Source organism: Patescibacteria group bacterium, from assembly GCA_041675205.1.
Lineage (GTDB): Bacteria > Patescibacteriota > Patescibacteriia > GWA2-46-9 > GWA2-46-9 > JBAYUF01.
The window spans coordinates 1-26106 of the sequence record JBAYUF010000001.1; the positions used below are offsets into that span (position 1 = coordinate 1).

30 protein-coding genes and 3 tRNA genes are annotated in these 26106 nt (G+C 48.4%); 22 read left to right on the plus strand and 11 right to left on the minus strand.

Translation table 11 applies throughout. The features are described 5' to 3' along the window. Together WC052_00005 and WC052_00010 are read left to right on the plus strand one after the other, a co-directional pair. A partial coding sequence (locus WC052_00005; protein ID MFA7286044.1) for a sodium-translocating pyrophosphatase occupies positions 1 to 1675 on the plus strand: 1675 nt, incomplete at its 5' end. A gap of 137 nt (positions 1676 to 1812) precedes the next feature. Beyond that, positions 1813 to 2283: a hypothetical protein gene (locus WC052_00010; GenBank protein ID MFA7286045.1), complete on the plus strand. Its 471-nt coding sequence runs from the start codon at positions 1813 to 1815 to the stop codon at positions 2281 to 2283. A 72-nt stretch (positions 2284 to 2355) separates the two neighbouring features. On the opposite strand, the gene WC052_00015 is transcribed toward WC052_00010, so the two are convergent. The 10 genes from WC052_00015 to WC052_00060 all read right to left on the minus strand — a co-directional run bounded on the left by WC052_00015 (position 2356) and on the right by WC052_00060 (position 10700). After that, a complete protein-coding gene (locus WC052_00015; GenBank protein MFA7286046.1) occupies positions 2356 to 2772 on the minus strand; it encodes a hypothetical protein in 417 nt (138 codons plus the stop codon). Position 2773: 1 nt separating this feature from the next. Then, on the minus strand, positions 2774 to 3187 hold the full coding sequence (locus tag WC052_00020) for a pilin (GenBank protein MFA7286047.1): 414 nt from the start codon (positions 3185 to 3187) through the stop codon (positions 2774 to 2776). A 4-nt stretch (positions 3188 to 3191) separates the two neighbouring features. Further along, positions 3192 to 3644, minus strand: coding sequence for a hypothetical protein (locus WC052_00025; protein MFA7286048.1), 453 nt, complete (start codon positions 3642 to 3644; stop codon positions 3192 to 3194). Between the two features lie 4 nt (positions 3645 to 3648). Next, the gene (locus tag WC052_00030; GenBank protein MFA7286049.1) at positions 3649 to 4062 is read right to left on the minus strand and encodes a hypothetical protein; all 414 of its coding nucleotides are present in this window, start codon (positions 4060 to 4062) and stop codon (positions 3649 to 3651) included. A 4-nt stretch (positions 4063 to 4066) separates the two neighbouring features. Further along, positions 4067 to 4498 (minus strand): hypothetical protein, encoded by a 432-nt coding sequence (locus tag WC052_00035; protein MFA7286050.1) that lies wholly within the window; start codon positions 4496 to 4498, stop codon positions 4067 to 4069. Positions 4499 to 4563: 65 nt separating this feature from the next. Next, a complete protein-coding gene (locus WC052_00040) occupies positions 4564 to 4986 on the minus strand; it encodes a hypothetical protein (GenBank protein MFA7286051.1) in 423 nt (140 codons plus the stop codon). 97 nt (positions 4987 to 5083) lie between these two features. Then, positions 5084 to 5527 carry a pilin gene (locus tag WC052_00045; protein MFA7286052.1) on the minus strand — a complete coding sequence of 148 codons (444 nt, stop codon included), beginning with the start codon at positions 5525 to 5527 and terminating at the stop codon, positions 5084 to 5086. 3 nt (positions 5528 to 5530) lie between these two features. Next, complete coding sequence (locus WC052_00050; protein MFA7286053.1) at positions 5531 to 6772, minus strand: extracellular solute-binding protein; 1242 nt, start codon at positions 6770 to 6772, stop codon at positions 5531 to 5533. Positions 6773 to 6946: 174 nt separating this feature from the next. After that, positions 6947 to 7807, minus strand: coding sequence for a UTP--glucose-1-phosphate uridylyltransferase (locus WC052_00055; GenBank protein MFA7286054.1), 861 nt, complete (start codon positions 7805 to 7807; stop codon positions 6947 to 6949). A gap of 22 nt (positions 7808 to 7829) precedes the next feature. Then, positions 7830 to 10700, minus strand: coding sequence for a lamin tail domain-containing protein (locus tag WC052_00060; GenBank protein MFA7286055.1), 2871 nt, complete (start codon positions 10698 to 10700; stop codon positions 7830 to 7832). Between the two features lie 122 nt (positions 10701 to 10822). Here WC052_00060 and WC052_00065 point away from each other — a divergent pair. From WC052_00065 to WC052_00150, 18 genes are all read left to right on the plus strand, one after another. Continuing rightward, positions 10823 to 10909 (plus strand) — tRNA-Leu (locus tag WC052_00065). Positions 10910 to 11185: 276 nt separating this feature from the next. Then, a complete protein-coding gene (locus WC052_00070; GenBank protein ID MFA7286056.1) occupies positions 11186 to 11860 on the plus strand; it encodes a hypothetical protein in 675 nt (224 codons plus the stop codon). Positions 11861 to 11875: 15 nt separating this feature from the next. After that, positions 11876 to 12274 (plus strand): DUF1761 domain-containing protein, encoded by a 399-nt coding sequence (locus WC052_00075; protein MFA7286057.1) that lies wholly within the window; start codon positions 11876 to 11878, stop codon positions 12272 to 12274. A gap of 338 nt (positions 12275 to 12612) precedes the next feature. Next, positions 12613 to 12738 carry a hypothetical protein gene (locus WC052_00080; GenBank protein ID MFA7286058.1) on the plus strand — a complete coding sequence of 42 codons (126 nt, stop codon included), beginning with the start codon at positions 12613 to 12615 and terminating at the stop codon, positions 12736 to 12738. A 162-nt stretch (positions 12739 to 12900) separates the two neighbouring features. Then, positions 12901 to 13500 (plus strand): MBL fold metallo-hydrolase, encoded by a 600-nt coding sequence (locus tag WC052_00085; GenBank protein MFA7286059.1) that lies wholly within the window; start codon positions 12901 to 12903, stop codon positions 13498 to 13500. 2 nt (positions 13501 to 13502) lie between these two features. Beyond that, positions 13503 to 13859 (plus strand): hypothetical protein, encoded by a 357-nt coding sequence (locus WC052_00090; GenBank protein MFA7286060.1) that lies wholly within the window; start codon positions 13503 to 13505, stop codon positions 13857 to 13859. Between the two features lie 2 nt (positions 13860 to 13861). Continuing rightward, positions 13862 to 16351, plus strand: a complete 2490-nt coding sequence (gene gyrA, locus WC052_00095) for a DNA gyrase subunit A (GenBank protein ID MFA7286061.1) — start codon at positions 13862 to 13864, stop codon at positions 16349 to 16351. A 33-nt stretch (positions 16352 to 16384) separates the two neighbouring features. After that, entirely contained in the window at positions 16385 to 16621 is a 237-nt protein-coding gene (gene rpmF / locus WC052_00100; protein MFA7286062.1) for a 50S ribosomal protein L32, read from the plus strand. A gap of 12 nt (positions 16622 to 16633) precedes the next feature. Beyond that, positions 16634 to 17098, plus strand: a complete 465-nt coding sequence (nusB, locus tag WC052_00105; GenBank protein MFA7286063.1) for a transcription antitermination factor NusB — start codon at positions 16634 to 16636, stop codon at positions 17096 to 17098. Next, positions 17095 to 17787, plus strand: a complete 693-nt coding sequence (rnc, locus tag WC052_00110) for a ribonuclease III (protein ID MFA7286064.1) — start codon at positions 17095 to 17097, stop codon at positions 17785 to 17787. The genes nusB and rnc overlap by 4 nt, the downstream gene beginning before the upstream one ends. A gap of 9 nt (positions 17788 to 17796) precedes the next feature. Further along, a complete protein-coding gene (locus WC052_00115; GenBank protein MFA7286065.1) occupies positions 17797 to 18837 on the plus strand; it encodes a type IV pilus twitching motility protein PilT in 1041 nt (346 codons plus the stop codon). Between the two features lie 65 nt (positions 18838 to 18902). After that, positions 18903 to 18976: transfer RNA gene (locus tag WC052_00120), tRNA-Arg, on the plus strand. A gap of 184 nt (positions 18977 to 19160) precedes the next feature. Further along, positions 19161 to 19237, plus strand: a tRNA-Lys gene (locus tag WC052_00125). Between the two features lie 95 nt (positions 19238 to 19332). Further along, complete coding sequence (locus tag WC052_00130) at positions 19333 to 19887, plus strand: MFS transporter (GenBank protein MFA7286066.1); 555 nt, start codon at positions 19333 to 19335, stop codon at positions 19885 to 19887. Positions 19888 to 20046: 159 nt separating this feature from the next. Next, positions 20047 to 20607, plus strand: a complete 561-nt coding sequence (locus tag WC052_00135; protein MFA7286067.1) for a LemA family protein — start codon at positions 20047 to 20049, stop codon at positions 20605 to 20607. 26 nt (positions 20608 to 20633) lie between these two features. Further along, a complete protein-coding gene (locus WC052_00140) occupies positions 20634 to 21503 on the plus strand; it encodes a TPM domain-containing protein (GenBank protein ID MFA7286068.1) in 870 nt (289 codons plus the stop codon). 260 nt (positions 21504 to 21763) lie between these two features. After that, a complete protein-coding gene (locus WC052_00145) occupies positions 21764 to 22510 on the plus strand; it encodes a hypothetical protein (protein ID MFA7286069.1) in 747 nt (248 codons plus the stop codon). 63 nt (positions 22511 to 22573) lie between these two features. After that, the gene (locus tag WC052_00150; protein MFA7286070.1) at positions 22574 to 22909 is read left to right on the plus strand and encodes a hypothetical protein; all 336 of its coding nucleotides are present in this window, start codon (positions 22574 to 22576) and stop codon (positions 22907 to 22909) included. Between the two features lie 11 nt (positions 22910 to 22920). Here WC052_00150 and WC052_00155 read toward each other — a convergent pair whose 3' ends face one another. After that, a complete protein-coding gene (locus WC052_00155; protein ID MFA7286071.1) occupies positions 22921 to 24087 on the minus strand; it encodes a hypothetical protein in 1167 nt (388 codons plus the stop codon). Between the two features lie 70 nt (positions 24088 to 24157). Here WC052_00155 and WC052_00160 point away from each other — a divergent pair, with 70 nt between their 5' ends. Next, positions 24158 to 24730, plus strand: coding sequence for a class IV adenylate cyclase (locus WC052_00160; protein ID MFA7286072.1), 573 nt, complete (start codon positions 24158 to 24160; stop codon positions 24728 to 24730). A gap of 341 nt (positions 24731 to 25071) precedes the next feature. Next, positions 25072 to 26091 carry a Holliday junction branch migration DNA helicase RuvB gene (gene ruvB, locus WC052_00165; GenBank protein MFA7286073.1) on the plus strand — a complete coding sequence of 340 codons (1020 nt, stop codon included), beginning with the start codon at positions 25072 to 25074 and terminating at the stop codon, positions 26089 to 26091. Positions 26092 to 26106 lie beyond the last annotated feature (15 nt).

Sequence of the window (26106 nt, forward strand, 5' to 3'; positions counted from 1 at the left end):
AGCCGAGGCGGCGAAGGTAAACATGGGCAGCGCTTTTCAAGTAGCTGTTCGTGGCGGTGCTGTAACCGGATTCTTTGTAGTTGGTCTTGGGCTACTAGCACTGGCTGGCTTTTATCTAATTACGGGAGACATCTATGCGCTCCTGGGTCTTGGTTTTGGTGGTAGTTTGATATCGATTTTTGCCCGTGTTGGTGGGGGCATCTTTACTAAAGCAGCTGACGTTGGGGCAGATTTAGTTGGAAAAGTTGAAGCGGGTATTCCTGAAGACGACCCAAGAAATCCAGCAGTTATCGCTGACAATGTGGGTGACAACGTGGGGGATTGCGCGGGTATGGCGGCAGATCTTTTTGAGACGTACGTCGTTACCTCTGTAGCCGCAATGTTGTTGGCCGCACTATCATTCCCCTCACACCCAACGGTGGTGTTATATCCAATCGCTCTTGGTTCTGTTGGTATCATCGCCTCTATTGTTGGCAGCATTTTTATTCGACTGCGCGGTACTAAAATAATGGCCGGCTTGTATCAAGGGCTTGGTGTGGCTGGGGTGCTGGCTGCTATCGGTTTTTGGCCAGTAACGCAGCGCATGTTGGTTGGTGTCGCGGAGTTATCGGCAATGAACGTGTATCTCACAGCCATCATTGGTTTGCTCGCCACAGCGCTTCTCATTGTCATTACCGAGTACTATACCAGTACGACGTACTCACCAGTGCATAAACTAGCAGAGGCTTCAGAGGGCGGTCATGGCACAAACGTTATTGCCGGTCTTGCCCTCTCCATGCGAGCTACAGCCGCACCCGTTATTGTTATCGTTGGTGCGACGTTGTTGGCGTTTCAACTTTCTGGTTTGTTTGGTGTTGCCATAGCGGCCATGGCCATGCTCTCGCTCGCTGGCATTATTGTTACTATCGACGCTTATGGTCCTATTACGGACAACGCCGGTGGTATTGCTGAAATGGCTGAGCTGCCAGAATCTGTGCGAAGCATCACTGATCCGCTCGATGCAGTTGGCAACACAACAAAGGCAGTAACCAAAGCGTATGCCATTGGTTCAGCGGGACTGGCGACGCTCGTGTTGTTTGGTGATTACCTGCATGCGGTGGACGCCGCTGGCGCGCAACTTGATTTTGCCATTGGCACCCCAGCTGTTATTGCCGGGTTATTTGCTGGCGGTATTGTGACGTACTTATTTGCTGCTATGTCTATGGAAGCGGTGGGTCGGGCAGCGGGGAGTGTAGTTGCTGAAGTGCGTCGACAGTTTAAAGAAATTCCAGGCATCATGGATGGCACCGGCAAGCCAGACTACGGCACAGCCGTAGATATCGTTACTAAAGAAGCGATTCGTCGAATGATTCCACCAGCGCTTCTAGCGGTGTTTGCACCACTAGTGATTGGCTTTGGTTTAGGGGCCGAGGCTTTAGGTGGGCTACTCATTGGTTCCATTACAACAGGTCTTTTCATGGCGATAGCCATGACCACTGGTGGCGGTGCGTGGGATAACGCCAAGAAATATATTGAGTCCGGTGCGCATGGCGGTAAAGGTTCATTTGCACACCAAGCTGCCGTTACAGGAGACACCGTGGGGGATCCCTACAAAGACACAGCCGGCCCGGCTATTAACCCGATGATTAAGGTGCTCAATATCGTGGCTCTGCTGATTGTTTCGTTTATCATCTAAGACCTAATTTTCACGTTCGGTTTTTTACAACGCTGCCCTAATGGGCAGCGTTGACTTTTGGCTCGTTTTTGGCTAAGATGTGAAACTCTCTAAACAAAGGGGTCGCTCGCACAGCGTTACCGTGCAGGAGGTTTCCCATGAACGTCAGAGTGCTCATTTTTGTCGCCAGCTTGTTCGCGGTCGGCTGCGCTGGTCGGGTGACCACCGTGGCCATCGACGGCCGGCTGCTGACGCCCCACGCGCCAGTGTCGTCCGAGGACAAGAGCGTCGCGGAGAAGCTGTTTCTCCCGGTCGTTCCTGTCGCCAGCGGGTCAGAGGCAGCGGTGAGCTGTTACACGACCGGGTTTTTTTCCACTGGCGCCAAGTCGTGCGCTGCGGCTGGACAGGCAATCGCCGTCACGACGGCATGTCTCGAACCCGGCAACGCTGCACTGCCGCAGTGCGTCGAGTTCATATCCTCTCAGGGCGCTCCCGGCATGGAGAGTCATGAGAAGAAAGCCGACGGGGCGAGAATCGACACTCGAGTGAGAGGCAGCGGCTCCACAGGAGGTGGGGGCTCGAGGTCGTCGTTCGACCCCATGGCCTACCGGGCGCGCTGGCACTACTGACGAGTGCGCCAAAAAAGAAACGAACGGGAGCGACCAACTGGCCGCTCCCGTTTCCCGTTATTTTAGAAATTTTTAGCTGGTCGTTTCACGCAGCAGCAAGCTAATAATCGTGGCGGTTAAAGCGTACGAAGCGATGATTATAACTAGACCAATGCCGGCGTTTTGTAATGTATCGCGAGCGGTTTGTACGAGGTCTTCGTTCCCACGGGCGGTCATCCATCGGGCCCCAGCGTAGACGATAAGTACAACGAAGATGATGCCGAGTAACGTAAGGGCTGCTCGAATAACACTGGCGACTCGTCGGATGAGCTCTTGTTGGGTGTTCTCTGTTTCAAGTAAGTTTCCCTGATTGTAGACTCGCCCCACAGGGTCGAGCCATTGGTACATTGAATCAAGTGGGGCGACGGCTGCGTTCGTTATGACTGGTATGACAGTGAGTGAAGCGCAGGTGAGAATAGTTGCCGAGAGAGTAAGAAAGAATGTTCGCATATTAGTAGAATAGTGGGTCAAAGGCAGCCTCGCCAATTCGTTGGACAACAAAGGCAGTAATGAAGTAGGCGAGGAATATAATAGTGGCTCCAATAACTGATTGAATGATAAGTTCTCGAGCTTTTGTTGCCTGTTCCTCATTTCCTCGGGCGGTCATCCAGAGGTAGCCTGCATAAATCATCAATATTACAAAAATTATTCCAACAAGACTAAGAGCAATTTGAATGATATTCGCCACAATTAGTTCCGGTGGTTTAGTGTTGCCATCGCCAACCGCCGTATCTTGAAGTAAATCGTAATTTTTAATGACTCGCTCAAAGGCGCTTGGTGTTTCTTCGGCGGCTACTGCCGGCAGTGGCATCACAAAGTTTAGAACAAGTAATCCAACCGATAGCGTTGTTAGTAGTCGCCGCATAGAATTAAAAGCCGATGGCACCAGAGGTAACTGCATTCGTAACTTGGAATAGCGCATATTGCGTTATGGTGAAAGCGGCAAAGGTAATGATGATGCCAATGACGGCATTTCGAATATACTGCTGCGCTTGTTGCGCCTGTTCCTCATTTCCTCGGGCGGTCATCCAGAGGTAGCCTGCGTAAATAATGAGAATCGTAAAGATAACACCGGCGAAACCAAGGATGACATTAATGACATTCCCAACAATAATGATAATTGCATCTTCGGTGGGGGCGTCATTTTGATAACTTGCTAGTAGTCCAGCATCACAGGCAACACGATTTAAAATGTCACCAATTTTTGGTTTGTATTCTTCAGGCCAGAGACAGGCTTCATTTACTGCCAGTGCTGCTGGTGCTGCTAGAAAACCAAGAAACACAAGAGCGACGACAGCGCGGTGATAGAAAGCGAGTGGCATAGAACTAGACTTGAATTTCGAGCGATTCACCAACGAAACGAATGATGAATGCGGTGACAATATAGGCAGACAAAATAATACCCGCGCCAATTGCACCACTGATAACCTTGTGTCGAGCTTTTGTAATCTGTTCTTCATTCCCTCCAGCCGTCATCCAAAGAAAACCACCATGGATTACCTCAACAATGAATAGGATACTTAAAAAACCAACTATTGTGCTGAGGTATGTACCAAAGACTTCAATAGGTGAGATTCTGTCAGTACTGGCTCCACTGCGTAGTTCTGAAATATCGCCGACTTTTTGAAAGTTTTTTGTGACGATGTCTTTCAGTGTGCCATCACCTTCTGCTGCGTAGACTGGAATAGTTGCAAGAAAAGTGTAGAAAGTAAAAATGAGTAGCCGTATTTTTTGATACATAAAATTAGGCGCTACCAAGTGATTCGAGCAATAGGGTGAGTAAGTAGTTAGTGCCAATATAGGCGCTAAAAACAATGAGCAGGCCTACCGCGGCATTAAAAATTGATTCCCGTGCTTTAGTAATTTTTTCTTCATTTCCTTCAGCGGTCAGCCAGACTTGGCCGGCTCGAAGTAGCATGCCCATAAAGAGCATGCCCGTAAGGCCAAGGACCGTTTTGATAAGTGTTCCAATGATGAGGTTGAGATTTTCCTGCCCCTTCTTGTTTGTATCGGTTACTAATCTCGCTGCTGTGGCTGTTTCTTTAAGCCCATAGAGACCCTCGCTGCTTGATGGTTCTGCTGCCAAAATATTTTTTGGCGCCACGCCAATGACCAGTGCGCCCAAGATGGCGATCGTAAGACAGGGGAGGTAAAGTGTCCTGAATAATTGCATCATGCAACATAAATACTACACCCCCAGGCCATAAATGGCGAGGGGGTGTAGGTGAAACTAATCAGTACTTAGGCTGCTGAACTAGTCTCAGAAAGGAGTGTCGAGATGATGAAGCTGGCAATGGCGTAAGCTGAAAGGATGATAATCAAACCAATCAAACCTGCCGTGAGAGTAGCGCGAGCCGAAGAGACGCGCTCTTCGTTGCCGGCTGCTGTCATCCATTGAAAGCCGCCGTAGAGAACGATCAACACCGCAATGATACCGAGGAATCCGAGAAGTACACGGACAATTCTCGCGATAACAGTCTTAATATCTCCGTCTTGTCCGCCAAGTCCGATATTCTCAGATATTGTTCCGCCCTCGTTTATTCCGAGTTCAGTGTCAGTGATTGGACCGGTGTTGCCAAACTCTTGTGCGAAGGCCGCAAAAGGAAGAATCAGTGCTGCCACAGCGCCAGTCGCGGCGAGTCGTTTAATGAAATGTTTCTGCATGGTATCACCCCCTTTCACAATTCCCTTACGGGAGGTAGATAAAACTATTTACTTGTGCGTATTTTACCAGGTACACAGTACCCCGTAAAGGATTTTTTTAACCACCCGGTAATTGAAGAGGCGCTCGTTCTTCTTCACCATCAGGGAATAGCTTCGTTTCTTGCCCGAGTGGTGTACCGGTGAGTGACGCGACGACGAAGTTAATGATGAGCCAAGAGCCAAAAATAAGGGCAAGACCAGCTAGGGCTCCTTCAAAAACTTTTTTTCCATGCTCAACGCGTTGTGAATTGCCACCAGAGGTGAGCCAGACAACGCCCCCGTACATGAAAATTGCAAGCGCTACACTGCCAACTATACCAAGCAGGTACTCGTAGATATTGACACCAACTTGGAGAAATGAAGAAATGTTGTTGCACCCCGAAGCGTCACCAGTTGCACATTCAGGAGGAATAATATCCTGACCCAGGACCAGCGACGGTAGGGTGAGCGTAAAGACCGTGAGCGTGACAAGACTTAAAAATGTACGACTACGCGACACCATACATTAACGGATAGTTTGATTAATGCGCTGCACCGCCGTTCCTACAATTGTTTTTAGGTCAGTCGGCTTTTCTAGAGTGGGAATAGCCGCTACGAGATCACGAAAAGCTTTTTCGGCGGCGGCGGCATCTCGACCGCGGTACCAACTTTTTGCGGTAAGCAATTGCGAGGTGAAGGGGCCACGGACTGGATCACTTTGGTACTCACCAATGAGTGAACGCAGCGCAGGAGGTTTACCAGTTGCGTCGAGATAGGTTTTGGCCTGTTCATTTTTTGCCGCGAATTGTAAGAAGTCCCAAGCGACCTCTTGGTTGGGTGAGCTCTTCGCAACCACTTCCGTCCAATAGTTTGCAATGTTCACTGTATTATTGGCGCGGTCTGCTTGCGGTAATTGGGTGACGCCCCAGTGAAGTTGCGGCGCACGGGCGCGAATGGTTGGAATTTGATAACTGTAGCCGAAGAAAAAAGCGCTACGACCAGTGATGAATGCTTCTAAGGCGTCAGGCATTTCATCATTCCAACTGTATGCTTCACGGGTCGGATTAGCGAAGTCTGTATAGAAACGAAGTGCTTCAAGGCCAGGTGAGAAAGAGCGGTCCGGGAATCGGTCTGGGGTGATATGAAAAGTAACAAAACCGTTGGCATCGATCATGTCAGCGCCATTCTGCATCATGAGCGCAGCAATAATATCGGAAAAACGAGGGATATTGTCGGCCGTTCCAAGTGAAGCGCCGGAAACAATTATTTGTCCTGAGGGGTCGAGTCGTGAAATTTTAGCAACAGCTGCCAAGAATTGCTCCCAATCCGTTGGTGGGGTGGCGATGCTGTTACTGTTTAAAATGTCTTTATTATAGAACAGCGCTAATGTGTCGACCGCTAAAGGTAAACCGTAGACGGCCTCTGTTTTTGCTTCGTTCTTTCGAATAACATCATTTCCAACAACGTCAATAAATGCTTGCCGGACGTCGCTCGGTGTTAGTGACCGATTACTCCGTTCTTCAAAACCAGCTTTACTAAAATATGATTCAGCGGCAATGATTTCTGCCGTTGTTGTAGTGGCCGGGAGTGCCGCCAGCCGTGATTGATATTCGCCGAACCACGTGTTGTGAATTGAAAACAAATCAGGGCCGCGGTTTTCCGCCATGGCCTGCAGGAGCTGCTGCTCGTACTCTTCATAGCGAAGGAGGCGATAGTCGATAGTAACGTAAGGATGGGCTTGGCGGTAGGCACTTATAATGGGCGCCATTGTATCCTCGCCATCAAACACCCGCCAGTATTTTAAAGTGACCGGTTCTGGGGTGACTCGTTGCTGGCACCCTAACCCTAGTAGTGGGAAAGCAAGCAGCAGCAAACCGAGAAACAAGTAGCCACGTGTTTTTTGGGAGCTGGAATGGTTTGCTGAAAATAGCATGGCTTCAGTTTATCGCTGCTTGAGGTATTGAGCAAAATCTTTTCGAGTTTCTTTATTGGCGAGGGCGATATCGACCGTAGCTTTCAAGAAACCCAGTGGCGTGCCGCAGTCGAGGCGAGTACCGCTGTGCAGGTGCGCATATAGAGGATGTTTTTCTAAGTATGGTTGAAAGGCATCAGCAATGCGAAGTTCTTGATGTGGCTTTCGGGGTAGTCGTTTCAATGTAGATAGAAGCGCTGGGGTAATGATGGCGCGACCAATATTTGCGTAGGTCGATGGCGCACGTGATGGCGACGGCTTTTCAACAAAGCGAGTTACCCGTTGGAGGTTTTTTCGTACTGGTTGACCACCAATAATGCCGAAGCGAGATACGTCTCGTTTCGGAACTTTTGTTACCGTAATAACGGGTGCTTCAAATTCTTCATAAATGCGAATGGCTTCAGCTAGCGTTGGTGTATCGCTTAAAATTATTTCGTCGCCATACAGCATTGCAAACGGCTCATTTTTGAGCAGACTATAGGCCTCCAGAATGGCGTGCCCATCACCGAGGGGTTCTGGTTGGCGAATGTAGATGAAATTTGCTAGATCTGAAATGCGACGAACTTCTTTGAGTTGTTTTGTTTTCCCTGCTTTCTGTAATCGGGTTTCCAGTTCAAAATTACTGTCGAAATGATCTTCGATGGCTCGTTTTGATTGCCCCGTGATAATTATTATGTCAGTGATGCCAGCCGCTACAGCCTCTTCAACCACGTATTGGATAACTGGTTTGTCGACGAGGGTGAGCATTTCCTTCGGCTGCGCTTTTGTCGCCGGTAAAAAACGAGTGCCGAACCCTGCGGCAGGTATGACAGCTTTTGTAATGCGTTGCATGCGACCAGTGTAGCAAATTTTTTTATTCGCGTCCGTTTTCAATGACAAACGGTAGGTCCGCAATCTTTCGTTGACGGAGTCGCCAGACAATAATGAGCAGTACCCCTGCCAGACCAGCAACAGTAACTGGTAAGTAATCTAGCTGGCTAGTAGCCGGTACTATCGGCGCATTTTCATTTTTAAGCGGCGCAGCATCTACGGTTAAGTCCTCTATACCTCGCGCCAATAACCGAATGCCGGCAGCTGTTTGGCTGAGCAGGCCGACAGCAGTCACCGTTGTCGCTGGTGGAAAGGGCTGTCGGTCACTTACTTCAGCGGGTAAAATAACTCGAAAAGTTTCACCATCGTCAGTTTCTAAGTAGAAGCCACCGGTGGTTCCTTTCCCAACTGTTCCATGCACGCTCACTAATCGACCAAGATGATCTGCTGGGGTGAGTGCTGCCAGCGGAACTGGAACTATGGGAGTATCGTCAACGCCAAGGGGCGAGATAGTTTCTGCGGTTAGTCGTGCTTCGCCAGCTACAGTTTTAAGAGTGCCGCTAATTTGTAGAAGATCGTTGCTCGCTATACTGGCTGCCTCGGTTGGCGCTATGTCGATACGCAGATTTTCTGGAATACCGGTTGCAGAAATACGACCCAAGTAGAAAAATGTGTCACTCAGCGTGCCCGGTGCTGCCGTAACAGTTCCCGCAACCGTGACTTCGCCACGGAGGAGTACCGGTGGTGGTGCATCGCTACTGTTTGGTTTGTTTGGTGTTGGTTCCGTTGTCCATTGCCATTCGTCGTCTTCGTTTCGGCTGTAGCTAGCAGCTGAGTCGGCAGAATCGTACGTCACTTCGTCTACATCGTCTTCAGCTTCATTACTGAGTGTCAGGCTGTCGCCGGTGTTGTTGAGGGAAATTTTCGTTTTGGTTTTTTCCAAAACAAGAAATCCTCGGGCTGGCAGCGTGTCGTTTTCAGTGAAAGCGTACCGATGACCACCTTTGTCTTCTATGGCCCAGCCGAGAAGGTTGACGGGTGTGTCGTCGGCGTTCCAAAGTTCAATCCACTCTTCCCCAGTTGCTGGTCGTGGGAGAAGTTCATTGAGGCGCACCATTATTTTTTCAGTGCTGCGCCCGAGCACTTTTCCCTCGTTCCCAATGGTGAGGGTATGTTCCGTTGTTGCCGTTTCGCGCCGTGCTGTAGTGGCGGTTACTTCCACTGTATAGACGCCGGGCGAAGCGTACGTATATACAACCGTTCGGCCGGTGGCAGTTGACCCGTCGCCAAGTTGCCACGTAAACCAGAGTTGCTCATGGAGGTCATCTGTTGTGTCTTCAGTACTAAGGATAATCGGTGTCCCAACCGGTGCCTGTGCTGGAGCATCAAGATGAAGGTGAAGATTACTTTTCGTAACGGGTGCCACGGTTGCTGCTATATTTGGCGTTGGGTCATGCCATTCCCAATCGGTTATTCCTTTGGTGTAGGCCTTTCCAAGTGGTGCCGCAACAGTGTAGCGGACCGTTTGGCTTGCTTTAGTGCGGTTTGGCGGCGTAATGGTGACGGTGTCACCCAAAAAATTGTTGAGGGCAATGTTGGTTTCTGACCGGTACAACGTCACATAGCTATGAGGAGGCAGCATGGCAGGAATCGATTTTGAAGGCTGCAAAGTGAAGCGAGTCGTTGCGTCGGCGAGCACCCAACCGGCAAGCGGCACCGGTGCGTCGCTTTCGTTGAAGAGCTCAATAAACTCACCATCGTCGTCACCCAGTGGGTTCGGAAAAATTTCCGTAATAATAATTGCTGTGGGCAGAGGTGCAGCGTCCTTACTTGTCACCGTGCTCACCCCATTCGCCTCACCCTTGGTGGGGTTTGTGGCTACAGCGAAATCAACAGCGTCATTCCCTGTACTAACACCATCAGCGTTGCGTGCAATGCTTTGGCCGTCACTTGCCGTTGGTGCAGTTTTATTTGAATCGTCATTCGCGTTACCGTAGGTAACTGCGTCAATGACACGACCAGTTGCGTCGCGGAGCGTGATAGTATCGCCAGCGTTGTTCAGTTGGCCTTTTGGATTTGTCACAATTATGAATCGCTTTTCGTCAGTGCCAATGACACCGGTCAGATTTGTGATAGCGCGAGATGCATCAGTTAACGTCCAGCCAGTAAGCGACAATTCAGACGACGTCGTATTGATGAGCTCAACCCATTCGTCATCATCCGATTCGGGGTCAACAACAAGTTCATTGATGCGAATGTCTCCCCCGTTGTACTGCGCTGTCCCACTGCTGCCACTGCCACCACCAGTAGCCGGTGGTGGACTAGCTGGCGGCGGCGGTGTTTCTGTTGGTGTTAGCGTGACGACACCGGGGGTTGAAGGAACAATGGAAAAATCTGCGGCGTTATTATCGGTATCAGTGATGCCTGTTTCGGTTGCGGTGCGGGTGAGGCCAAAATTTTCGTCAGGGTTCGGTGCGGCGGCAGTCTCTACAATGCTGGCTGCGCCAAGGCCAAGTATGTCAACGATTGTTTCGCCAGCGTCGCTGTAGAGAACGATACTATTGTCTTTAGCGACTGAGGTTTGTGTTGAGTACGTAGCATCCGCCGGTTTTGAACCGGTGTAGCCAGTTGGATGGGCAATTAAAAAAACGCCGCCGGCTGGTAGCGTTACGTCAGGAAAAGCAGTCAGTAGATTTGATGCCGTACCACTGGCGGTGTGGCGAGTGAGCCGCCAATTGAGAAGTGAAACAGCCGTACCACCCGCATTATAGAGTTCAACAAATTCATCCGTACTGGTTGCGCCAGAAATTTGCACCTCATTAATCACTACATGTGGTGAAGCGGCCGTAGTGAATGACGCACCAAGGAACAGGAGGAGCACCCCAGTCGTTATAGAGAAGACTATTTTTTTCATGGTAACCCCAATACCATGCAGAGTAGTATATAGGTCGGAATAAATTTTTGAAATGGGAAAACAGCTCAGGCTTGCAGTGTGTATTTGTTTCCTCGCTAGCCGCGAGCTATACTCGTCTCGTCGCCGGAGTGGTGAAATTGGTATACACGCAAGGTTTAGGACCTTGTGGTCGCAAGACCGTGTGGGTTCGAGTCCCTCCTCCGGCACCAATAACGTTCATTATGACGAAGTCATAATGTATATAATGTCCGTAGTCTCGCGCAGGCGGGACACCAAGGAGCTGTCCGTAGTCCCGCGCAGGCGGGACACCAAGGAGCTGTCCGTAGTCCCGCGCAGGCGGGACACCAAGGAGCTGTCCGTAGTCCCGCTACATAAACTTTATTCCTGCTTGGCAGGAATGGATATGAAATCAGTTGTCCCGCGCAGGCGGGGCGCAGGCGGGACACCAAGTGAGCTGTGTTAGTCCCATTCAACCTCTTCGATTCATGAAATATCATAAGGAACTTACTGCGGCAGAGCGTGTACAGTACTTTTTGAGTTTGCTATTGCAAACGTCATTGCTCGTTGCCATTGGGTATGCTTTGGTGCTGAATAATTGGCATGTGCTTTTTATTTCCACTCTTTCATATTTTCTAACACTCCTCCCGGCGTTTATCAGTCGGAATGTCAGTATTCATCTACCGCTCGAGTTTGAGCTTGCGCTTATTGCTTTTGTCTACACCGCTATCTTCCTTGGCGAAGCAGGTAATTTTTATGCACTTTTTTGGTGGTGGGATGTGTTCTTGCACACACTGTCTGGACTTTTTTTTGGGTTCGCTGCGTTTCTCATCCTCTACACATTGTGGGTTTCAGGTCGGCTGGTGGCGAAACCGTATATCGTCGCAATTTTTGTTTGTGCCTTTGGTTTGGCGCTCGGCACTTTATGGGAAATATTTGAATTTTTTATTGATGCCACGCTCGGCACGTTTACCCAGGGCGGGAGTCTGCATGACACAATGTGGGATTTAATAAATGACTTTCTTGGTGCCATTACTTCTTCGCTCGTAGGGCTACTGTATATGAGGCGAGAAGGCATGTCTCGGGGTTTTTTTCATGTGCTCGTCCAGAAGTTCATTACTCGGAATCCAGAGTTGGTTCGTCTCATTGAAAAGAATTTATAGAAAGGAGGTGATTACATGCAGGTAAATATTTTCGCCGTTATCGCCGCGGCCATGGCAAATATGGTCATTGGTTATGCGTGGTATTCAACGGCACTCTTTGGTCAAAAGTGGATGGGGGCACTTGGATTGAACAAAGAGGTTGCTAAGGCGGGTATGGGAAAAGCCATAGCCCTTGGTTTTGTTACCGCCCTCATCACGTCGTACGTCTTAGGGGTGGCGATGATTTTGGCTGGTATCACGACGGCTGCGACTGGCGCGTTGGCTGGCTTCGTTATCGCAATTGGTCTCGTGGTAACCACAATGTACGGTGCAGTTATTTGGAGTGGTCGTTCACAAACGGCTTTTATAATTGAAGCCGCCTATCAACTCGTTACGTTCGCAGCTATGGCCTCGCTACTCGCCGTTTGGGGTTAAAATTTTTCGCGCAGAACTATTGAAGCAGCCCTGACAACAGGGCTTGCTTTTTTGTTCAGTTTTTATCATAATACCGACGTTCCCAGTTAGGAGGATACGTTGAAAAGCAACAAGAGTGGCCCTTAAAAAGGCCGAGTAGAAGAATCCAATCAGCGGGTAGTGGCAGAAGTTGAAGAGGAGTCGAAGGATTGGAAACGCAAGAGTCGCCCGGTACTTTGCCGGGCATTCACAATCGGGGTGAGATTCCCCGAATTGTCATGGCCCTGAGTGGTTCAAACGCCACGAAGGGGTGGGCTAGGTTCTATCGTGTCGGTTGCGGCGGCCAGATGGCTGTTGAAATGAGCGTTGAAGACGCTCGGGCTAAAGCCGCGATGATACTCAGTAGCTGGCCTTTTGGTGGTGAGGTTATCGAAGAGCGTCGAGAACGCCGTTTTTATCTCTTCATCATCAAGAACCAGCCGTAGGTCTGAGCCCTACTATAGGGGGCTCTGGGGGATGCGCACGGAGGAACTCCTCCACTCGTGCGCATCCCCTCAAAATTTAGTAATTTTTTATTTGGTTTCTCCCTTTCAGTTGTGCGTCGGATGTGGTAAAATTGACTCATTCGTTGAACTAGAAAATTACCTATGACACTCACCTGGCTTGGCCAGAATTGTTTTAAAATTGAAGGGAAATCAGGGAGTCTCGTCTTGAATCCGTTCATAAGCACGAAGACTCAACGGCTGCCTAAAAATGCGGATGCCTTTTTATTCGTTCGACCAATGCCTGAGAAAGATGTCGCTGCTATCACCGGTGAATCACTCAGCATTACAACACCGGGAGAATATGAAATTAAGGAACTGTTAATCGCTGGACAGCCGGCCGGGGACAAAGGGGAAACAGTTTTTCGCATTGTGGCAGACGGTGTGCACGTTGGGTACATTGGCGAACAAGCAACATTTGACGAGGCCGCGGCCGATCTACTGGAAGGCGTTGACGTGCTTGTCTTGCCAGTTGGGGGAGGGGTAGTGCTTGATGCCAGTGGCGCGGGTGCGGTAGTGAGTAAAATAGAGCCGCGCATAGTTGTTCCCATTGAAACCGCTGAAATGGTTGGCGGGAAGCAAGCGTCAGTTGAGCAGTTCTGCAAGGAGTTAGGCATTACAAAGCCTGATGCAGTAAAGAAATTGTCATTGCTTCGAAAAGATTTGCCAGCAGACGAGACCATGCTCGTTCTTTTTGAATCCTAGGTATGCCGACAGTAGTCAAAGGAGACAATGAAGCATCTCGTCGCATGGCCGTATGGGCCGCTGCGGCAGTTTCTATGTTTCTCGTTGTAGGAGGCTGGGCGTGGTCTTTTCAAACAAGTATTCCAGAAGCTTCAACCACAGTTGACCAACCATTTGCGGAGTTGAATGCAGATTTATCCACACTCTTTGCTGAAACGAATGGTGCGCTAAATTCGCAGAACATCAGTGAACAGTTAGACGAAGCATCGGGTAATACTTCTTCAGTGGCAATTGACCCACTGGTCATTGAAATGTTGAAAGAGAAGGTTCAAGCACCAACACCCACGACTACATTACCTGTGCAAGAAACAAAAGAATAACTATGGCAAAACGAGAAGCAAAACAGACGGAAGAGGACATAGTGGCCCATGGTCAAATTGAACCACGTGGACTCGTGGTGGAAATGGAAGAGTCATACCTCGACTACGCTATGTCGGTCATCGTTTCGCGCGCCTTGCCTGATGTGCGAGATGGGTTGAAGCCGGTGCAGCGTCGAATTCTTTACGCCATGTGGCAGACCGGACTTCGCGCCAGTGGCAAAACAAGAAAATCAGCGACGGTGGTTGGTGAAGTCATGGGTAAGTATCACCCACACGGTGATAGTGCTATTTATGACTCTTTGGTTCGATTGGCGCAGCCGTTTTCAATGCGTGAGCCGCTCGTCACGGGCCAAGGTAACTTTGGCTCTATGGATGGCGATAGCGCAGCGGCCATGCGTTATACCGAGGCCAAGCTGTCGGCTATTGCTGAAGAACTGTTGCAAGATATTGAAAAAGAAACAGTAGCGTTTGTTCCAAACTACGACGGTTCACACGAAGAGCCGCGGGTACTTCCAGCAAAATTGCCGAACCTGCTCATTAACGGCACCACAGGCATTGCCGTTGGTATGGCCACTTCTATTCCACCGCACAACATTGGGGAAGTTGTTGACGCCGCCGTACACCTTATTGATCATCCCGAGGCCACCGCCGAAGATCTATTCGCTATTGTGCCGGGCCCAGACTTTCCTACTGGTGGAATTATTTACGACGCAAAGGCTATTCGGGAAGCATACGGGACCGGCCGTGGTGCCATTGTAACGCGCGGTAAGGCGGAAATTGAGGAAGAATCAAATGGTGCGTTCCGCATCATTATTACGGAGATTCCGTACCTCGTGAACAAGGCAACACTCGTTGAGCGGATTGCCACCTTAGTGCATGAAAAAAAGATAGAAGGCATTCGTGATTTGCGTGACGAATCAGACAAAGCTGGTGTACGGGTTGTGGTTGAGCTGAAGAAAGATAGCTATCCAAAGAAAATTTTAAACCAGCTCTACAAGCATACTGAGTTGCAGCAGACGTTTCACTTGAACATGCTGGCCCTTGTTGATGGGGTGCAGCCGCGCGTGCTGACATTGAAGTCAGTGCTGGAAGAGTATGTGAAGCATCGAGAAGTTGTTGTGCAGAAGCGTGCCGAGTACGACCTGGAAAAAGCAAAAGACAGAGCGCACATTTTGGAAGGACTGAAAATTGCCGGTGACAACATTGATGCGGTTATTAAACTCATCAAGCAGTCGGCCGACAAAGACGTTGCTCGGTTAGCCCTCATGAAGAAGTTTAATTTGTCTGAGCGTCAAGCCGTGGCAATTCTTGAAATACGGTTGCAGCAATTGGCCAACCTGGAGCGCATGCGAATCGAAGAGGAGTTAAAAGAAAAGCGACTTCTCATTAAAGCACTCACCGAGTTACTGGCTTCGGCAAAAAAAATTCGCACCGTTGTGAAAGATGAATTACTAGCGCTTCGAGAGCGCTACACCTCACCTCGTCGTACGGCAGTGGTAAAAAATGCTGTTGGTGAATTCACGTCGGAAGATCTTATTCCTGACGAGCCTACTGTCGTGACCGTCACCGCCGCTGGGTACGTAAAGCGCATTCCACCGGACACCTTCCGAACGCAAGCCAGAGGTGGGAAGGGCGTTGTGGGACTCACCACAAAAGAAGATGACTTCGTGGCACACCTTGTTTCTACCAGAACGCATGCCGACTTACTTTTCTTCACTACGTCTGGCCGTGTCTTTCAAATCAAGGCGTACGAACTGCCGGTTTCATCTCGTACCGCCAAAGGGCAAGCCATTCAGAATTTCTTACAGCTCGCACCAGAAGAAACAGTTACCGCCGTTCTCCCATTAGCGACCGATCGTTCAACCACTCGCTACCTTGCAATGGGTACGGCACGTGGTGTGGTGAAGAAAGTACCGGTGGATCAATTCGAGAATGTTCGTCGTTCAGGGTTAATAGCCATACGACTACACAAGACCGATACGCTTCGTTGGGTGCTACCAACAACCGGACAAGACGAGTTCATTTTCGTTACCAAGCGGGGGCAATCGATACGCTTTAAAGAAAAGAGTGTGCGGGCAATGGGTCGCTCAGCTGCCGGAGTCATGGGAATTCGGCTAAAAACCGGAGACGATATTATGTTGATGGAAGTGCTTCCTTCCGGGAAATCAGCCAACGCCGCAGAACTTGTGGTCGTCAGTGAGCATGGTTTTGGTAAACGAACTAAACTTTCGCAGCACAAGGTGCAGGGTCGCGGCGGTAGTGGGGTGAAGGCGGCGGATGTCAGTAAGAAAACTGGTTCGTTGGTTGGTGGAGCAATTGTTGTGCCAGATGGGGAGTTAGTACCGGACCTCATCATCATCTCTAATGCTGGTCAGGTTATTCGCATACCGTATAAATCGGTCAGCCTGCTGGGTCGGGTAACCCAAGGGGTGCGAATCATGCGATTTAAAGGGGATGCTGACCGGGTTGCCTCAGTAACGATTGTCGGGTAAGATAGCCGAACTTCATTCCCCTTATATTTTTCTATGCCAGTACCGTCATTTCGTCGCAGTAAATCACATGGTCGTCGTCGTCGCAGTCATGACGCCCTGAAACGGCAAACGCTCACAACGTGTGCTAAATGTAAGCAGCCAAAACCACAACATCAGGTGTGCCCGAGCTGCGGGACATACCGTGGTCGTCAAATTATGCCTGCCGCTTCAACAAAAACAGCCAAGCGTTCTATTCGTCGCACGAAGGCCGTGTCTGAGAAGAAAGCGTAGCTTACCAGTTGCATGTCGAACCGGCACCTGGCCCGTACGGTCGCAATGCAGACATTGTACGAGGTGGACTTTAATCGACCATTTGCCGGTCGATCGGCCACACCTGCAGACATTCGTGAAGTTGACCAATTGGTGCACGTGAACTTTGAAGAGTTTGCTCCCGGTGCCGAGGATGAACGGTTTTCCCTGGCGGTAGTTCATGGTGTGCTTGAAAATCTAGCCGCTATTGATCCATATCTCACCAAGTACGCGACGGAATGGCCCATCGAACAGATTACTGTAGTAGACCGAAACGTTTTACGTATCGGCATCTTCGAGCTAGTAGTTGGTAAAACCGTGCCGGCGAAAGTTGCTATTAATGAAGCCATAGAACTCGCCAAAGCGTTTGGCGGTGAGTCTTCCGGTCGGTTTGTGAACGGTGTACTCGGTGCTATTTATAAAGATATGCCCAAAGTGGCAGTTGCAGGCGTCGTATGACAAGGGACCTATCAAAACTTGAAACTATCTTAGGGGTAAGCTTTAAAAATAAAGATTTATTAGAGCAGGCGCTGGTGCATCGGTCGTATTTGAACGAGAACCCAGCATTTCCTTATGGCAATAACGAACGTCTAGAATTCTTGGGTGACGCCGTGCTTGAGCTGGTCGTTACCGAATACCTTTACGATCAGTATGAGAATCCAGAGGGGGACCTCACCAATTGGCGCGCGAGTTTGGTGAATACAAAAATGCTCGCTGATGTGTCGCGCGGTCTATCAGTGAATGATTTTTTACGGTTGTCGCGTGGCGAAGCGAAAGAAGATCAAGCGAAGGCTCGCACGTATATTTTGGCGAACGCTTTTGAGTCAATTGTTGGCGCGCTCTACCTTGATCAAGGGTATGACGTTGTAAGGGCGTATTTGCATCGGGTACTGCTCCCTCGATTGCCGCATATTCTGGAGCACGAATTATATCGCGACCCAAAGAGTACGTTTCAGGAAGTATCGCAAGAAAAAGTTGGGGTTACTCCTAATTATAAGGTGCTCGGAGAAACAGGACCGGATCATGCAAAAATTTTTACCATAGGCATTTATTTGGGGGACGAGATTGTTGCAAAGGGGGTTGGCGCAAGTAAGCAGGAAGCGGAAGAGGCAGCGGCGCGTGCAGCATTGAAAGAAAAAACGTGGTAAACTTTTTCCATGGCAGCTATTGATGCATTTCTAAAATCAACCGTTGAACGAAAAGCATCTGACCTTCATTTGGCGGTTGGTGTTTCTGCTATGCTCCGCATTGATGGCGAACTAGTTTCACTAGACGAGAAGGTGCTTACCCAGAAAGATGTTGAAACGTTAGTGTACGGAATGATAACGAGTGCGGCGAAGCAGCGGTTTACAACGGAGCGGGAATTAGATTTTGGTTATTCAGTCGTTGGTGTCGGTCGCTTCCGAGTAAATATTCATTTCGAAAAAGGAAACATTGGCCTCGTGGCTCGGGCTATTCCGTCTGAGATACCTTCAATGGAGGCGCTTGGAATGCCGTCAGTGCTTTTTGATCTGGCCCGAGAAGAGCAAGGTTTGGTGCTGGTGACTGGTCCAACTGGACAAGGGAAATCAACAGCGCTCGCCGCAATGGTAGAACTACGTAATACGGAACGGGCAAATAATATCGTGACGCTTGAAGACCCAATTGAATTCGTGTTTACACCAAAGAAAAGCATTGTGAAGCAGCGAGAGCTCGGCGTAGATATGCTTAGTTTTGCCGAGGGTTTGAAGCACGTGCTTCGCCAAGATCCCAATGTCATCATGGTTGGTGAAATGCGTGATCTGGAAACTATTGCCGCAGCTTTAACCGTTGCGGAAACAGGGCATTTGGTGCTCGCGACATTGCACACCTACAGCGCCGCTCAAACAATCGACCGCATTATCGACGTGTTCCCACCGCATCAGCAAGAGCAGGTTCGTATGCAGGTGTCGATGGTTTTGAAGGGTGTTATTTCGCAACGCCTGCTTCCTAAAAAGGACGGGGGGCGAGTAGCGGCACGAGAAATCATGTTAACCACGCCAGCCGTTGCGACACTCATTCGTGATAATAAAGTTTCACAACTTAATACCGCCATGCAAACTGGCCGGGCTGGTGGTATGCAAACTATGGACGCTGACCTGGCACGACTTGTTTCTGAGGGGGTAGTAGAAGCGGCGGTTGCTAAGCGGTACCTGTCTGACCCAGACGTTATTAAGTAGACTCGACATAGTGGTGGGCTTCACGGTATAGTGTTCGCTACTCGTGGTATGCACCACGACCATATGCGCTCGTAGCTCAGCTGGATAGAGCACTAGGCTTCGAACCTAGGGGTCGGGAGTTCGAATCTCTCCGGGCGCAGAGACCTTTAAGGAAAACCTCCCGTTTTTCCTTAATATTCCTTTCCCTCAGCAAAGGGCGTTCAAAAATTATTCCGTGCGTCAGCGAACAGAAGTTCTACGGCCGACGTACTCATAATTTTTTCACTCGCCGAAAACTTTTCTTTCCTAGCCATTTGCTATAGGCTATTTGCAATTTGCTACATGGGTCGCTAGCTCAATTGGTTAGAGCAGATCCCTCTTAAGGATAAGGTTCCGGGTTCGATTCCCGGGCGACCCACCAGAAAAAAGTGAGTGCCCTTGCGGCAGTCACTTTTTTCTTTGTGCCTTGTTAACGATCGGGTCAACCATCGTTTCATGATATAATACCAAAGTCGTATGCAGATTTTACAAAATAAAATTGTTGGAACATTGCTTGCTGCTGAAAGTGTTTGGTCTTTTGGAGCCGGTTTATTTTTCCCAATCTTTGCAATCTACAGCACAAATCTTGGCGGCGATATTACGGACGCAGGGATTGCTGCGGCTATTTTTATTTTTGTTACTTCAGCGCTAGAATATCCAATTGGCAAACTGCTCGATCGTTACCACGAGAAATTTTTCATTGTAGGAGATTATTTTCTCGAAGCGGCGGTGTTCATTGGTTATATTTTTGTCGAAAACACTTTTCAACTCTTTTTTCTCCAAGTCATACTCGGCTTTGCCAACGCTATCGGCGATCCGGCCTGGGAGTCGCTTTACGACCGCTCAACGCCTAAGAAAAAATCCGGAAGCTATTGGGCAAACTCACATTTCTTTGTGGGCATGTTTAATGCCACCGGAATACTTCTAGGCTCTTTCTTGGTAAGCGCCTATGGTTTCTCCTCTGTTTTCTTGCTTGGCGCTATTTTTTCCGGTTGTGCGGGATTCCTCGCTCTTGCCTATCTTAGAAAATAGTTCTGATACGTTCTCTTCATTAACGAAAGCAAAGTTTTTCTGGCGTCACCGGGCGACCCAAATTAAAAACAAGACCCTCTCAAGGGGTCGTTGTTTTTTACTTCTTGAGCTTTCTTTAGTATTCCGTCACACTTACCACATAATTCTTTACATTTGTTTATGAAAAAAGCACTTTTAATTGTCGTGGCGGTAGTTGCCATCGTTGGCCTCTATTTCGTTAGTTCTTATAACCGACTCGTTTCTGGCAATAACGGCGTCGATGTGGCTTGGTCACAGGTTGAAACCCAGCTGCAACGTCGGTTCGATCTTATCCCGAACCTTGTTGAATCAGTTAAAGGTGCGCAGATTCAAGAGCAAACTATTTTCGGTGATATCGCTGAGGCCCGAACTCGTTATTCTGGCGCTACTTCAGTAGACGATAAAGTGCAGGCTGCAAATCAATTAGAATCAACATTAGCGCGCCTCCTCGTGATTGTAGAAAGTTATCCGCTACTTACTTCCACGGAAACGGTAAAGAATTTAATGGTTCAACTGGAAGGAACCGAGAATCGTATTTCTACTGAACGTGGGCGTTACAATGAAACAACTGGCACCTTTAATTTACTTGTTCGCCGATTCCCCACAAATATTTTAGCCGGGTTGTTCGGATTTTCTGAACGGAATCTATTCGAGTCTGAGACGGGCGCTGAGGTTGCCCCTAAGGTTGACTTCACTAACTAGTTGCTGAAAATCGGTCGCGACTATTTATGCGCGCCCGCATAGTCTTGCTGGTCGCTAGTTTCCTAGCGATACCATTCGTAACGTTCGGCTACACCTCTCCCGGTGCTGCTACTGGATACGTGAATGATTTTGCAGGTTTACTTTCGGAAGCAGAAAAATCTGCACTCGAAAAGAAACTTTCTGATTTTGATGGCGAGACGAGTAATCAGATAGCAGTCGTTAGTGTCCCGTCACTAGCGGGTGATACCATTGAAAATTTCGCTGTTAGGCTTTTTGAAGAGTGGGGCATTGGCGACAGTAAGAACGATAACGGCGTGCTGCTCCTCGTTAGTCGCGATGATCGCCAGGTGCGTATTGAGGTTGGCTACGGCCTAGAAGGCGCACTGACGGATATTCAGGCTAATGACATCATTCAAAACGACATCGTGCCAGCATTTCGGAATGAACTCTACGCAGACGGTATCAACCGTGCGACGGACGACATCATGGCAGCGACGATTGGTGAATACCAGACCCAGGTAAAGCCGACCACGCTTTGGCAAGATATTGTGCAGTATGGAGAAGTCCTCTTCTTTTTTGGCTTCGTTCTTTTGCAGTGGTTAGCTGCAATTTTAGCGCGTTCAAAGTCGTGGCTGGGGGGCGGTATCGTTGGGGGCTTACTCGGGGCACTCATCGGTTTCTTTCTCGGTTGGCTCTATTGGGGTCTCTTCGCCTTACTTTTCCTCGTTCCTTTGGGTTTACTGCTTGATTACGTTGTTTCAAGTACGTATAAGAAAAAAGGGCGAGGTGAATCCTTGCCGTGGTGGACTGGTGGTGGTCGTGGTGGTTCAGGCTCAAGCTTTGGTGGTTTTGGCGGAGGGAGTTCAGGCGGCGGCGGAGCCAGTGGCAGCTGGTAAGTACCCATAACAAAATTATTTGCATGGAGTATGAAGTAAAGTTTTTTACTTCTGACCCGGAAGTTATTGAAGTGAGTTGAGTAGGATTAAGCGCACGCATCATTTAGTCGGGCAGGGGCAGGACCTCTATTAAGAATGAGGTTCTGTGCTCGATGCTTAGCCAGCCTACATTAAAAGTGACCCCCACGAGGGGTCATTATTTTAATATTTTAATTTGTGGCTGTACTGATTAAAAGCACGATTTTGTGTATGCTTACTTTATGATTCCAATTATTGCCATCGCCAACTTAATAAATGGCATCCTTTCAGCATTTCTTACGTTGCGACTCTATATTCGCTATCGATTACGAGCGAGCGAAAACTATCCAACTGCGGGTGTCCGTTATTTTATAGCATTCTACGCTACATTAACCATTTTATGGTTGCTGTATGCTACTCCCGGTCTTGTCACAAATAATCTTACGCTCATAATGTTTTTTCAGTCGCTGGCAGACTTGGGCGTTCTCGTTGGTGCGATGATTGGCATTCAGATTGCCTGTTTTGCACTCAATAAAAAAAATATAGGAATATTAGCCTCGATTGTTATCGTAACGTGTGGCCTGGTGTATGTTACTGGTCTGCTGTTTTCTCACCCGCCTTCAATTCAAGAGTTGGTTCCTCCATACGTCTATTGGCATCCAGCAACACCACAGTGGCTTCGCGTGATGAATGGAATCGTGGCAGCGTTTGGATCACTGACCTTCATTATTACCTTTGCAGTACTCGGTTTCAAAACAAAAACCAATGAACTTGTACGTCGTCGGTCTTTCTTGTTGGCGACTGGTATGTTCTTTTTATTTCTTGCGTCACTGGTATTTTTTGTTTTTGCGACGAGCGGATTCATGCTTACGTTTACAGCTTCAATATTGGGGATTGCTGGGCTGTTCTTCATGTTGCGGGGCATTCCATATCGTGATGAGTATAATGAACAGATGGCAACATACCGTAACGAAAACAGCATTAGGTAAAACAGTCAGTCGTCGGTAAGCAGAAACGTACAGTATAAAAAATTCAGATTAACAAAAGCCAGTATGCTGAAAGAGTACAAAGCTTATTTGAAAGATAATCCGCAGGGATATTGGTTCAAAGCGAAGCTTTACGGCTGGGGTTGGACGCCTGCGAAGTGGCAGGGGTGGCTAACCATACTGGTGTTCACGGGACTCATTATTTTTAATGCGTACAGAATTGATTCTGATTTACGTTCGGCAAGCGATACATTTATCAACTTTATTCTACAGACTGTCATTCTCGTTTTGTTGCTCATCCTCATTGGTTATAAGACAGGAGAGAAACCGCGGTGGCAGTGGGGCATTAAAAAAGAAAAGACGATTTTAGTTGAAAAGGCGGATACTGCAAAAGGCAACTGAGCAATACGACTTCATTCTTTAGAACCATTTCTAATTGAGTATCTCGGTTGAACATGAAGAAATTGTTTAATATCGTCTAAACTTTCTGGTTGTGAAATGGCTTTTTGTTCTAAGTAAAAGAATACTCGATCAATAGCATCTTCAGAGTTTCTTTGAAAGATGTCTTCAATTTCTTGATACGTAAACTGTTCAGCAACCTTTCGTACGTAGGGAACAATAAAAAGATTTTCGTTTGTTGCGTCCAGTATAGCTGTTCGAATAAGATGGCTCAGCATGGTTTCAAGTAGCGCTGAAGCAACAAGTTCTTTGCTGACACTCTTATGAAATAAAAAGCGACGTACGACTTCGTCATCATAGCTATAAATTGTTGGCATTCCGGTGTGCGTCTGTTTCGTGTCTTGGTCTTTCCGTTTGAGTGCGTGAAAGATACCCGTGTGGAGCGAACCAATGGTTATTAGCCCTCGGAGTGAAGGTTTTTCCTTTAAGTCTGGACGGTCAATAGTGGCATCTTCGATTGCCTCCTCAAGGTGGCTGAGCATATAGTCTTCACGACGTTGTTGCAGGTCAGCAAGGGTTTTTAAGTGGGCCATTGCTTCAACAATTTTTTTATCAAAAGGCACTTCGCTCGTTGGACTGCAAGTCGATGCATCCATTATGTTGTCATGGAGCTCCCACAGGTGCGGGTCGTCGTATGGATAGTCGGCAAATACAATAGGCTTATTTGAACCGTAGATTATTTTGAATAATTCAAGAAAGAATTCTTCAAAAGGAGTTTCGTCATCGTTTCCCATTGTTGAACGCAGCTCCGACAATGCTTGTTCGGGTGTAATACGCGCCAGAGACACATTTCGCCACAAGCTCTTCAGGCTGGGTGTCCATCCAGCATTCTCAACTACAAATAGGTCGGCTTCATTGAATCGGTCTTGAACACCGTGTAAGTCTACCGCATTGATATGGGTAAGAAGAAACACCTCAAAATGGACAGGCGGAAGTTTTTTCTCTTTTCGTTCACTATTTATTGACTCTTCAATATTGTGCTGTATCTCTACTGCATAGTTAACTTCGAGCTCGTCTACGCCAGCCGTGTCCTCCATTCTTCTAGGAGAAGCCTCTTCTTCCTGTCTTTGAGTGGTTTGTTGATTTATTTCTGGATAAGTTTCTGGTCGTCGTTGAAGCATAGTAAGAGTATCCTAGCATCGAAATAGAGTACTGAAAATGTGAGTTTTTATGTTTTGCTATACTGATGTTATGGAATACGAAGTGAAATTTCTCAATATTGACCCCGAGGCCATTCAAGAGAAACTGGCAGGAATTGGGGCAGAAAAGGTTGGTGAATTCTTTTATCGGCGCAGCGTGTTTGATTATCCAGATTGGCGACTTGATAAAGAAGCCTCATGGTTGCGGCTTCGCGACGAAGGCAATCAAGTTACTCTTACCTTCAAAAAACGCATTGGTGTCAAAGCGAGTGATGGCTCCACTCAAGATGAAGGTATGGAAGAGCTTGAGGTAGTGGTAAATGATTTTGCGGAAATGCATAACATACTTTTGCGTCTCGGCTTTATAGAGAAGCACTACGTTGAGAATCGGCGCATTCGGTGGCGCAAGGGCGATATAGAATTTGATATCGATACCTATCCCGCTATTGCTACGTATTTAGAAATTGAAGGGAAGAGTTGGGAAGCAGTCGACGGTGCCATTCATGAACTTGGTCTTGACCCTAAAGACAAGAATATTTTTTCGGCGAACCAAGTATACGCATTGAATGGTATACAGGTTGCTGACTATACGCGGCTCACTTTTGACGAGCTTGTAAAGCGATAATTGGGTTACTTTTCAGTGGTACTTTTTTCGTTCTTAACAGTTGACACAGTGACACTACGGTAGTAGTGTACTTGAACCACGGCAGTTCGTGGTTTTTGTTTACTTATTCATTATAGCGATAAAGCCATGATGTATTCAGATGGTGACGAGACGACAGGAGACGAGAACGCAGTCGAGCCTGCTACTGAGGAAGTAACCGAAGCTGGTGCTGACTCAGCAGACGAAGCGGCAGCCGAGTAAAAGACTTTCAGTCTTGCAAAGACGGACCCATCGGGGTCCGTCTTTGTTTTATTGCTCGGCGAAGTTCAGCATGCTACGCTCTTCACTGCATGAATTAGTCTATGGAAGAACGCCAAGTAGCCCCAGAAGAACACAATGAAGATGAATCTTTAGATAAGACGCTGCGACCTCGCGAGCTGAAGGATTATATTGGGCAAGAAAAGGTCAAAGATAATCTAGCGGTACTTATGGAGGCGGCCAAGAAGCGGCATGAGCCGGTTGAGCACATTCTTTTGTACGGTTCTCCCGGTTTGGGGAAGACAACGCTCGCCCACATTATTGCCCGAGAAATGTCGGCAGGCATTCGAGTAACCTCGGGTCCGGCGCTTACCAAAGCGGGTGACTTGGCTGCCATTCTGACGAATCTTGAAGCCGGAGACATTCTTTTTATTGATGAAATACATCGACTAAATAAAACCATTGAGGAGGTGCTGTATCCAGCCATGGAGGAATTTGCATTGGACGTTGTCCTCGGGAAAGGGCCAAGTGCGCGTACGCTACGATTAGATTTACCAAAGTTCACCATTGTTGGGGCTACGACGAAGGTTAGTTTATTGTCTGCGCCCTTACGTGACCGGTTTGGAGCTACGTACCGACTTAATTTTTACGAACTCGGTGACATCGAACGCATAGTTGGTCGTTCTGCCCGGCTTTTGAATGTGGCCACTGACGACTTAGCGGTAACAGCAATTGCCGAGCGTTCACGCCGCACGCCCCGCATCGCAAATCGTTTATTAAAACGCGTGCGCGACGTCGCCGAGGTGCGTGGTACCGGCAGCATCACAGTGCCAATAACAGAAGTAACGTGGCAGATGCTCGACGTCGACCGCTATGGACTGGACGACGTTGACCGAAGAATTCTTCGAGCAATTATTGAAATATTTTCTGGTGGTCCGGTGGGGGTTACAACATTAGCAGCGGCCACAGCCGAAGAGGTCGCCACCATTGAGGATGTCTATGAACCGTTCTTGATGCAAATGGGTTTTTTGCAGCGCACCCCTCGCGGTCGTGTTGCTACTGAACTTGCCTACAGGCATCTCAACCTTCCGCCGCCACCTGACCTACAGCAGCGACTTCTGTAGCTATACGGCATACGC

Bases quoted from the DNA above. Each gene is read 5' to 3' on its own strand.
- WC052_00080 (MFA7286058.1), top strand. From the start codon at position 12,613: ATGAGCGTTGAAGACGCTCGGGCTAAAGCCGCGATGATACTCAGTAGC.
- WC052_00060 (MFA7286055.1), bottom strand. From the start codon at position 10,700: ATGAAAAAAATAGTCTTCTCTATAACGACTGGGGTGCTCCTCCTGTTC.
- WC052_00145 (MFA7286069.1), top strand. From the start codon at position 21,764: ATGATTCCAATTATTGCCATCGCCAACTTAATAAATGGCATCCTTTCA.
- WC052_00030 (MFA7286049.1), bottom strand. From the start codon at position 4,062: ATGTATCAAAAAATACGGCTACTCATTTTTACTTTCTACACTTTTCTT.
- nusB (MFA7286063.1), top strand. From the start codon at position 16,634: ATGTCGAACCGGCACCTGGCCCGTACGGTCGCAATGCAGACATTGTAC.
- WC052_00045 (MFA7286052.1), bottom strand. From the start codon at position 5,527: ATGGTGTCGCGTAGTCGTACATTTTTAAGTCTTGTCACGCTCACGGTC.
- WC052_00055 (MFA7286054.1), bottom strand. From the start codon at position 7,807: ATGCAACGCATTACAAAAGCTGTCATACCTGCCGCAGGGTTCGGCACT.
- WC052_00160 (MFA7286072.1), top strand. From the start codon at position 24,158: ATGGAATACGAAGTGAAATTTCTCAATATTGACCCCGAGGCCATTCAA.
- WC052_00075 (MFA7286057.1), top strand. From the start codon at position 11,876: ATGCAGGTAAATATTTTCGCCGTTATCGCCGCGGCCATGGCAAATATG.
- WC052_00135 (MFA7286067.1), top strand. From the start codon at position 20,047: ATGAAAAAAGCACTTTTAATTGTCGTGGCGGTAGTTGCCATCGTTGGC.
- WC052_00115 (MFA7286065.1), top strand. From the start codon at position 17,797: ATGGCAGCTATTGATGCATTTCTAAAATCAACCGTTGAACGAAAAGCA.
- WC052_00035 (MFA7286050.1), bottom strand. From the start codon at position 4,498: ATGATGCAATTATTCAGGACACTTTACCTCCCCTGTCTTACGATCGCC.
- WC052_00130 (MFA7286066.1), top strand. From the start codon at position 19,333: ATGCAGATTTTACAAAATAAAATTGTTGGAACATTGCTTGCTGCTGAA.
- WC052_00025 (MFA7286048.1), bottom strand. From the start codon at position 3,644: ATGCCACTCGCTTTCTATCACCGCGCTGTCGTCGCTCTTGTGTTTCTT.
- rpmF (MFA7286062.1), top strand. From the start codon at position 16,385: ATGCCAGTACCGTCATTTCGTCGCAGTAAATCACATGGTCGTCGTCGT.
- WC052_00020 (MFA7286047.1), bottom strand. From the start codon at position 3,187: ATGCGGCGACTACTAACAACGCTATCGGTTGGATTACTTGTTCTAAAC.
- WC052_00155 (MFA7286071.1), bottom strand. From the start codon at position 24,087: ATGCTTCAACGACGACCAGAAACTTATCCAGAAATAAATCAACAAACC.
- WC052_00070 (MFA7286056.1), top strand. From the start codon at position 11,186: ATGAAATATCATAAGGAACTTACTGCGGCAGAGCGTGTACAGTACTTT.
- WC052_00050 (MFA7286053.1), bottom strand. From the start codon at position 6,772: ATGGCGCCCATTATAAGTGCCTACCGCCAAGCCCATCCTTACGTTACT.
- WC052_00040 (MFA7286051.1), bottom strand. From the start codon at position 4,986: ATGCAGAAACATTTCATTAAACGACTCGCCGCGACTGGCGCTGTGGCA.
- WC052_00140 (MFA7286068.1), top strand. From the start codon at position 20,634: ATGCGCGCCCGCATAGTCTTGCTGGTCGCTAGTTTCCTAGCGATACCA.
- WC052_00010 (MFA7286045.1), top strand. From the start codon at position 1,813: ATGAACGTCAGAGTGCTCATTTTTGTCGCCAGCTTGTTCGCGGTCGGC.
- WC052_00150 (MFA7286070.1), top strand. From the start codon at position 22,574: ATGCTGAAAGAGTACAAAGCTTATTTGAAAGATAATCCGCAGGGATAT.
- WC052_00090 (MFA7286060.1), top strand. From the start codon at position 13,503: ATGCCGACAGTAGTCAAAGGAGACAATGAAGCATCTCGTCGCATGGCC.
- WC052_00015 (MFA7286046.1), bottom strand. From the start codon at position 2,772: ATGCGAACATTCTTTCTTACTCTCTCGGCAACTATTCTCACCTGCGCT.
- gyrA (MFA7286061.1), top strand. From the start codon at position 13,862: ATGGCAAAACGAGAAGCAAAACAGACGGAAGAGGACATAGTGGCCCAT.
- rnc (MFA7286064.1), top strand. From the start codon at position 17,095: ATGACAAGGGACCTATCAAAACTTGAAACTATCTTAGGGGTAAGCTTT.
- WC052_00085 (MFA7286059.1), top strand. From the start codon at position 12,901: ATGACACTCACCTGGCTTGGCCAGAATTGTTTTAAAATTGAAGGGAAA.
- ruvB (MFA7286073.1), top strand. From the start codon at position 25,072: ATGGAAGAACGCCAAGTAGCCCCAGAAGAACACAATGAAGATGAATCT.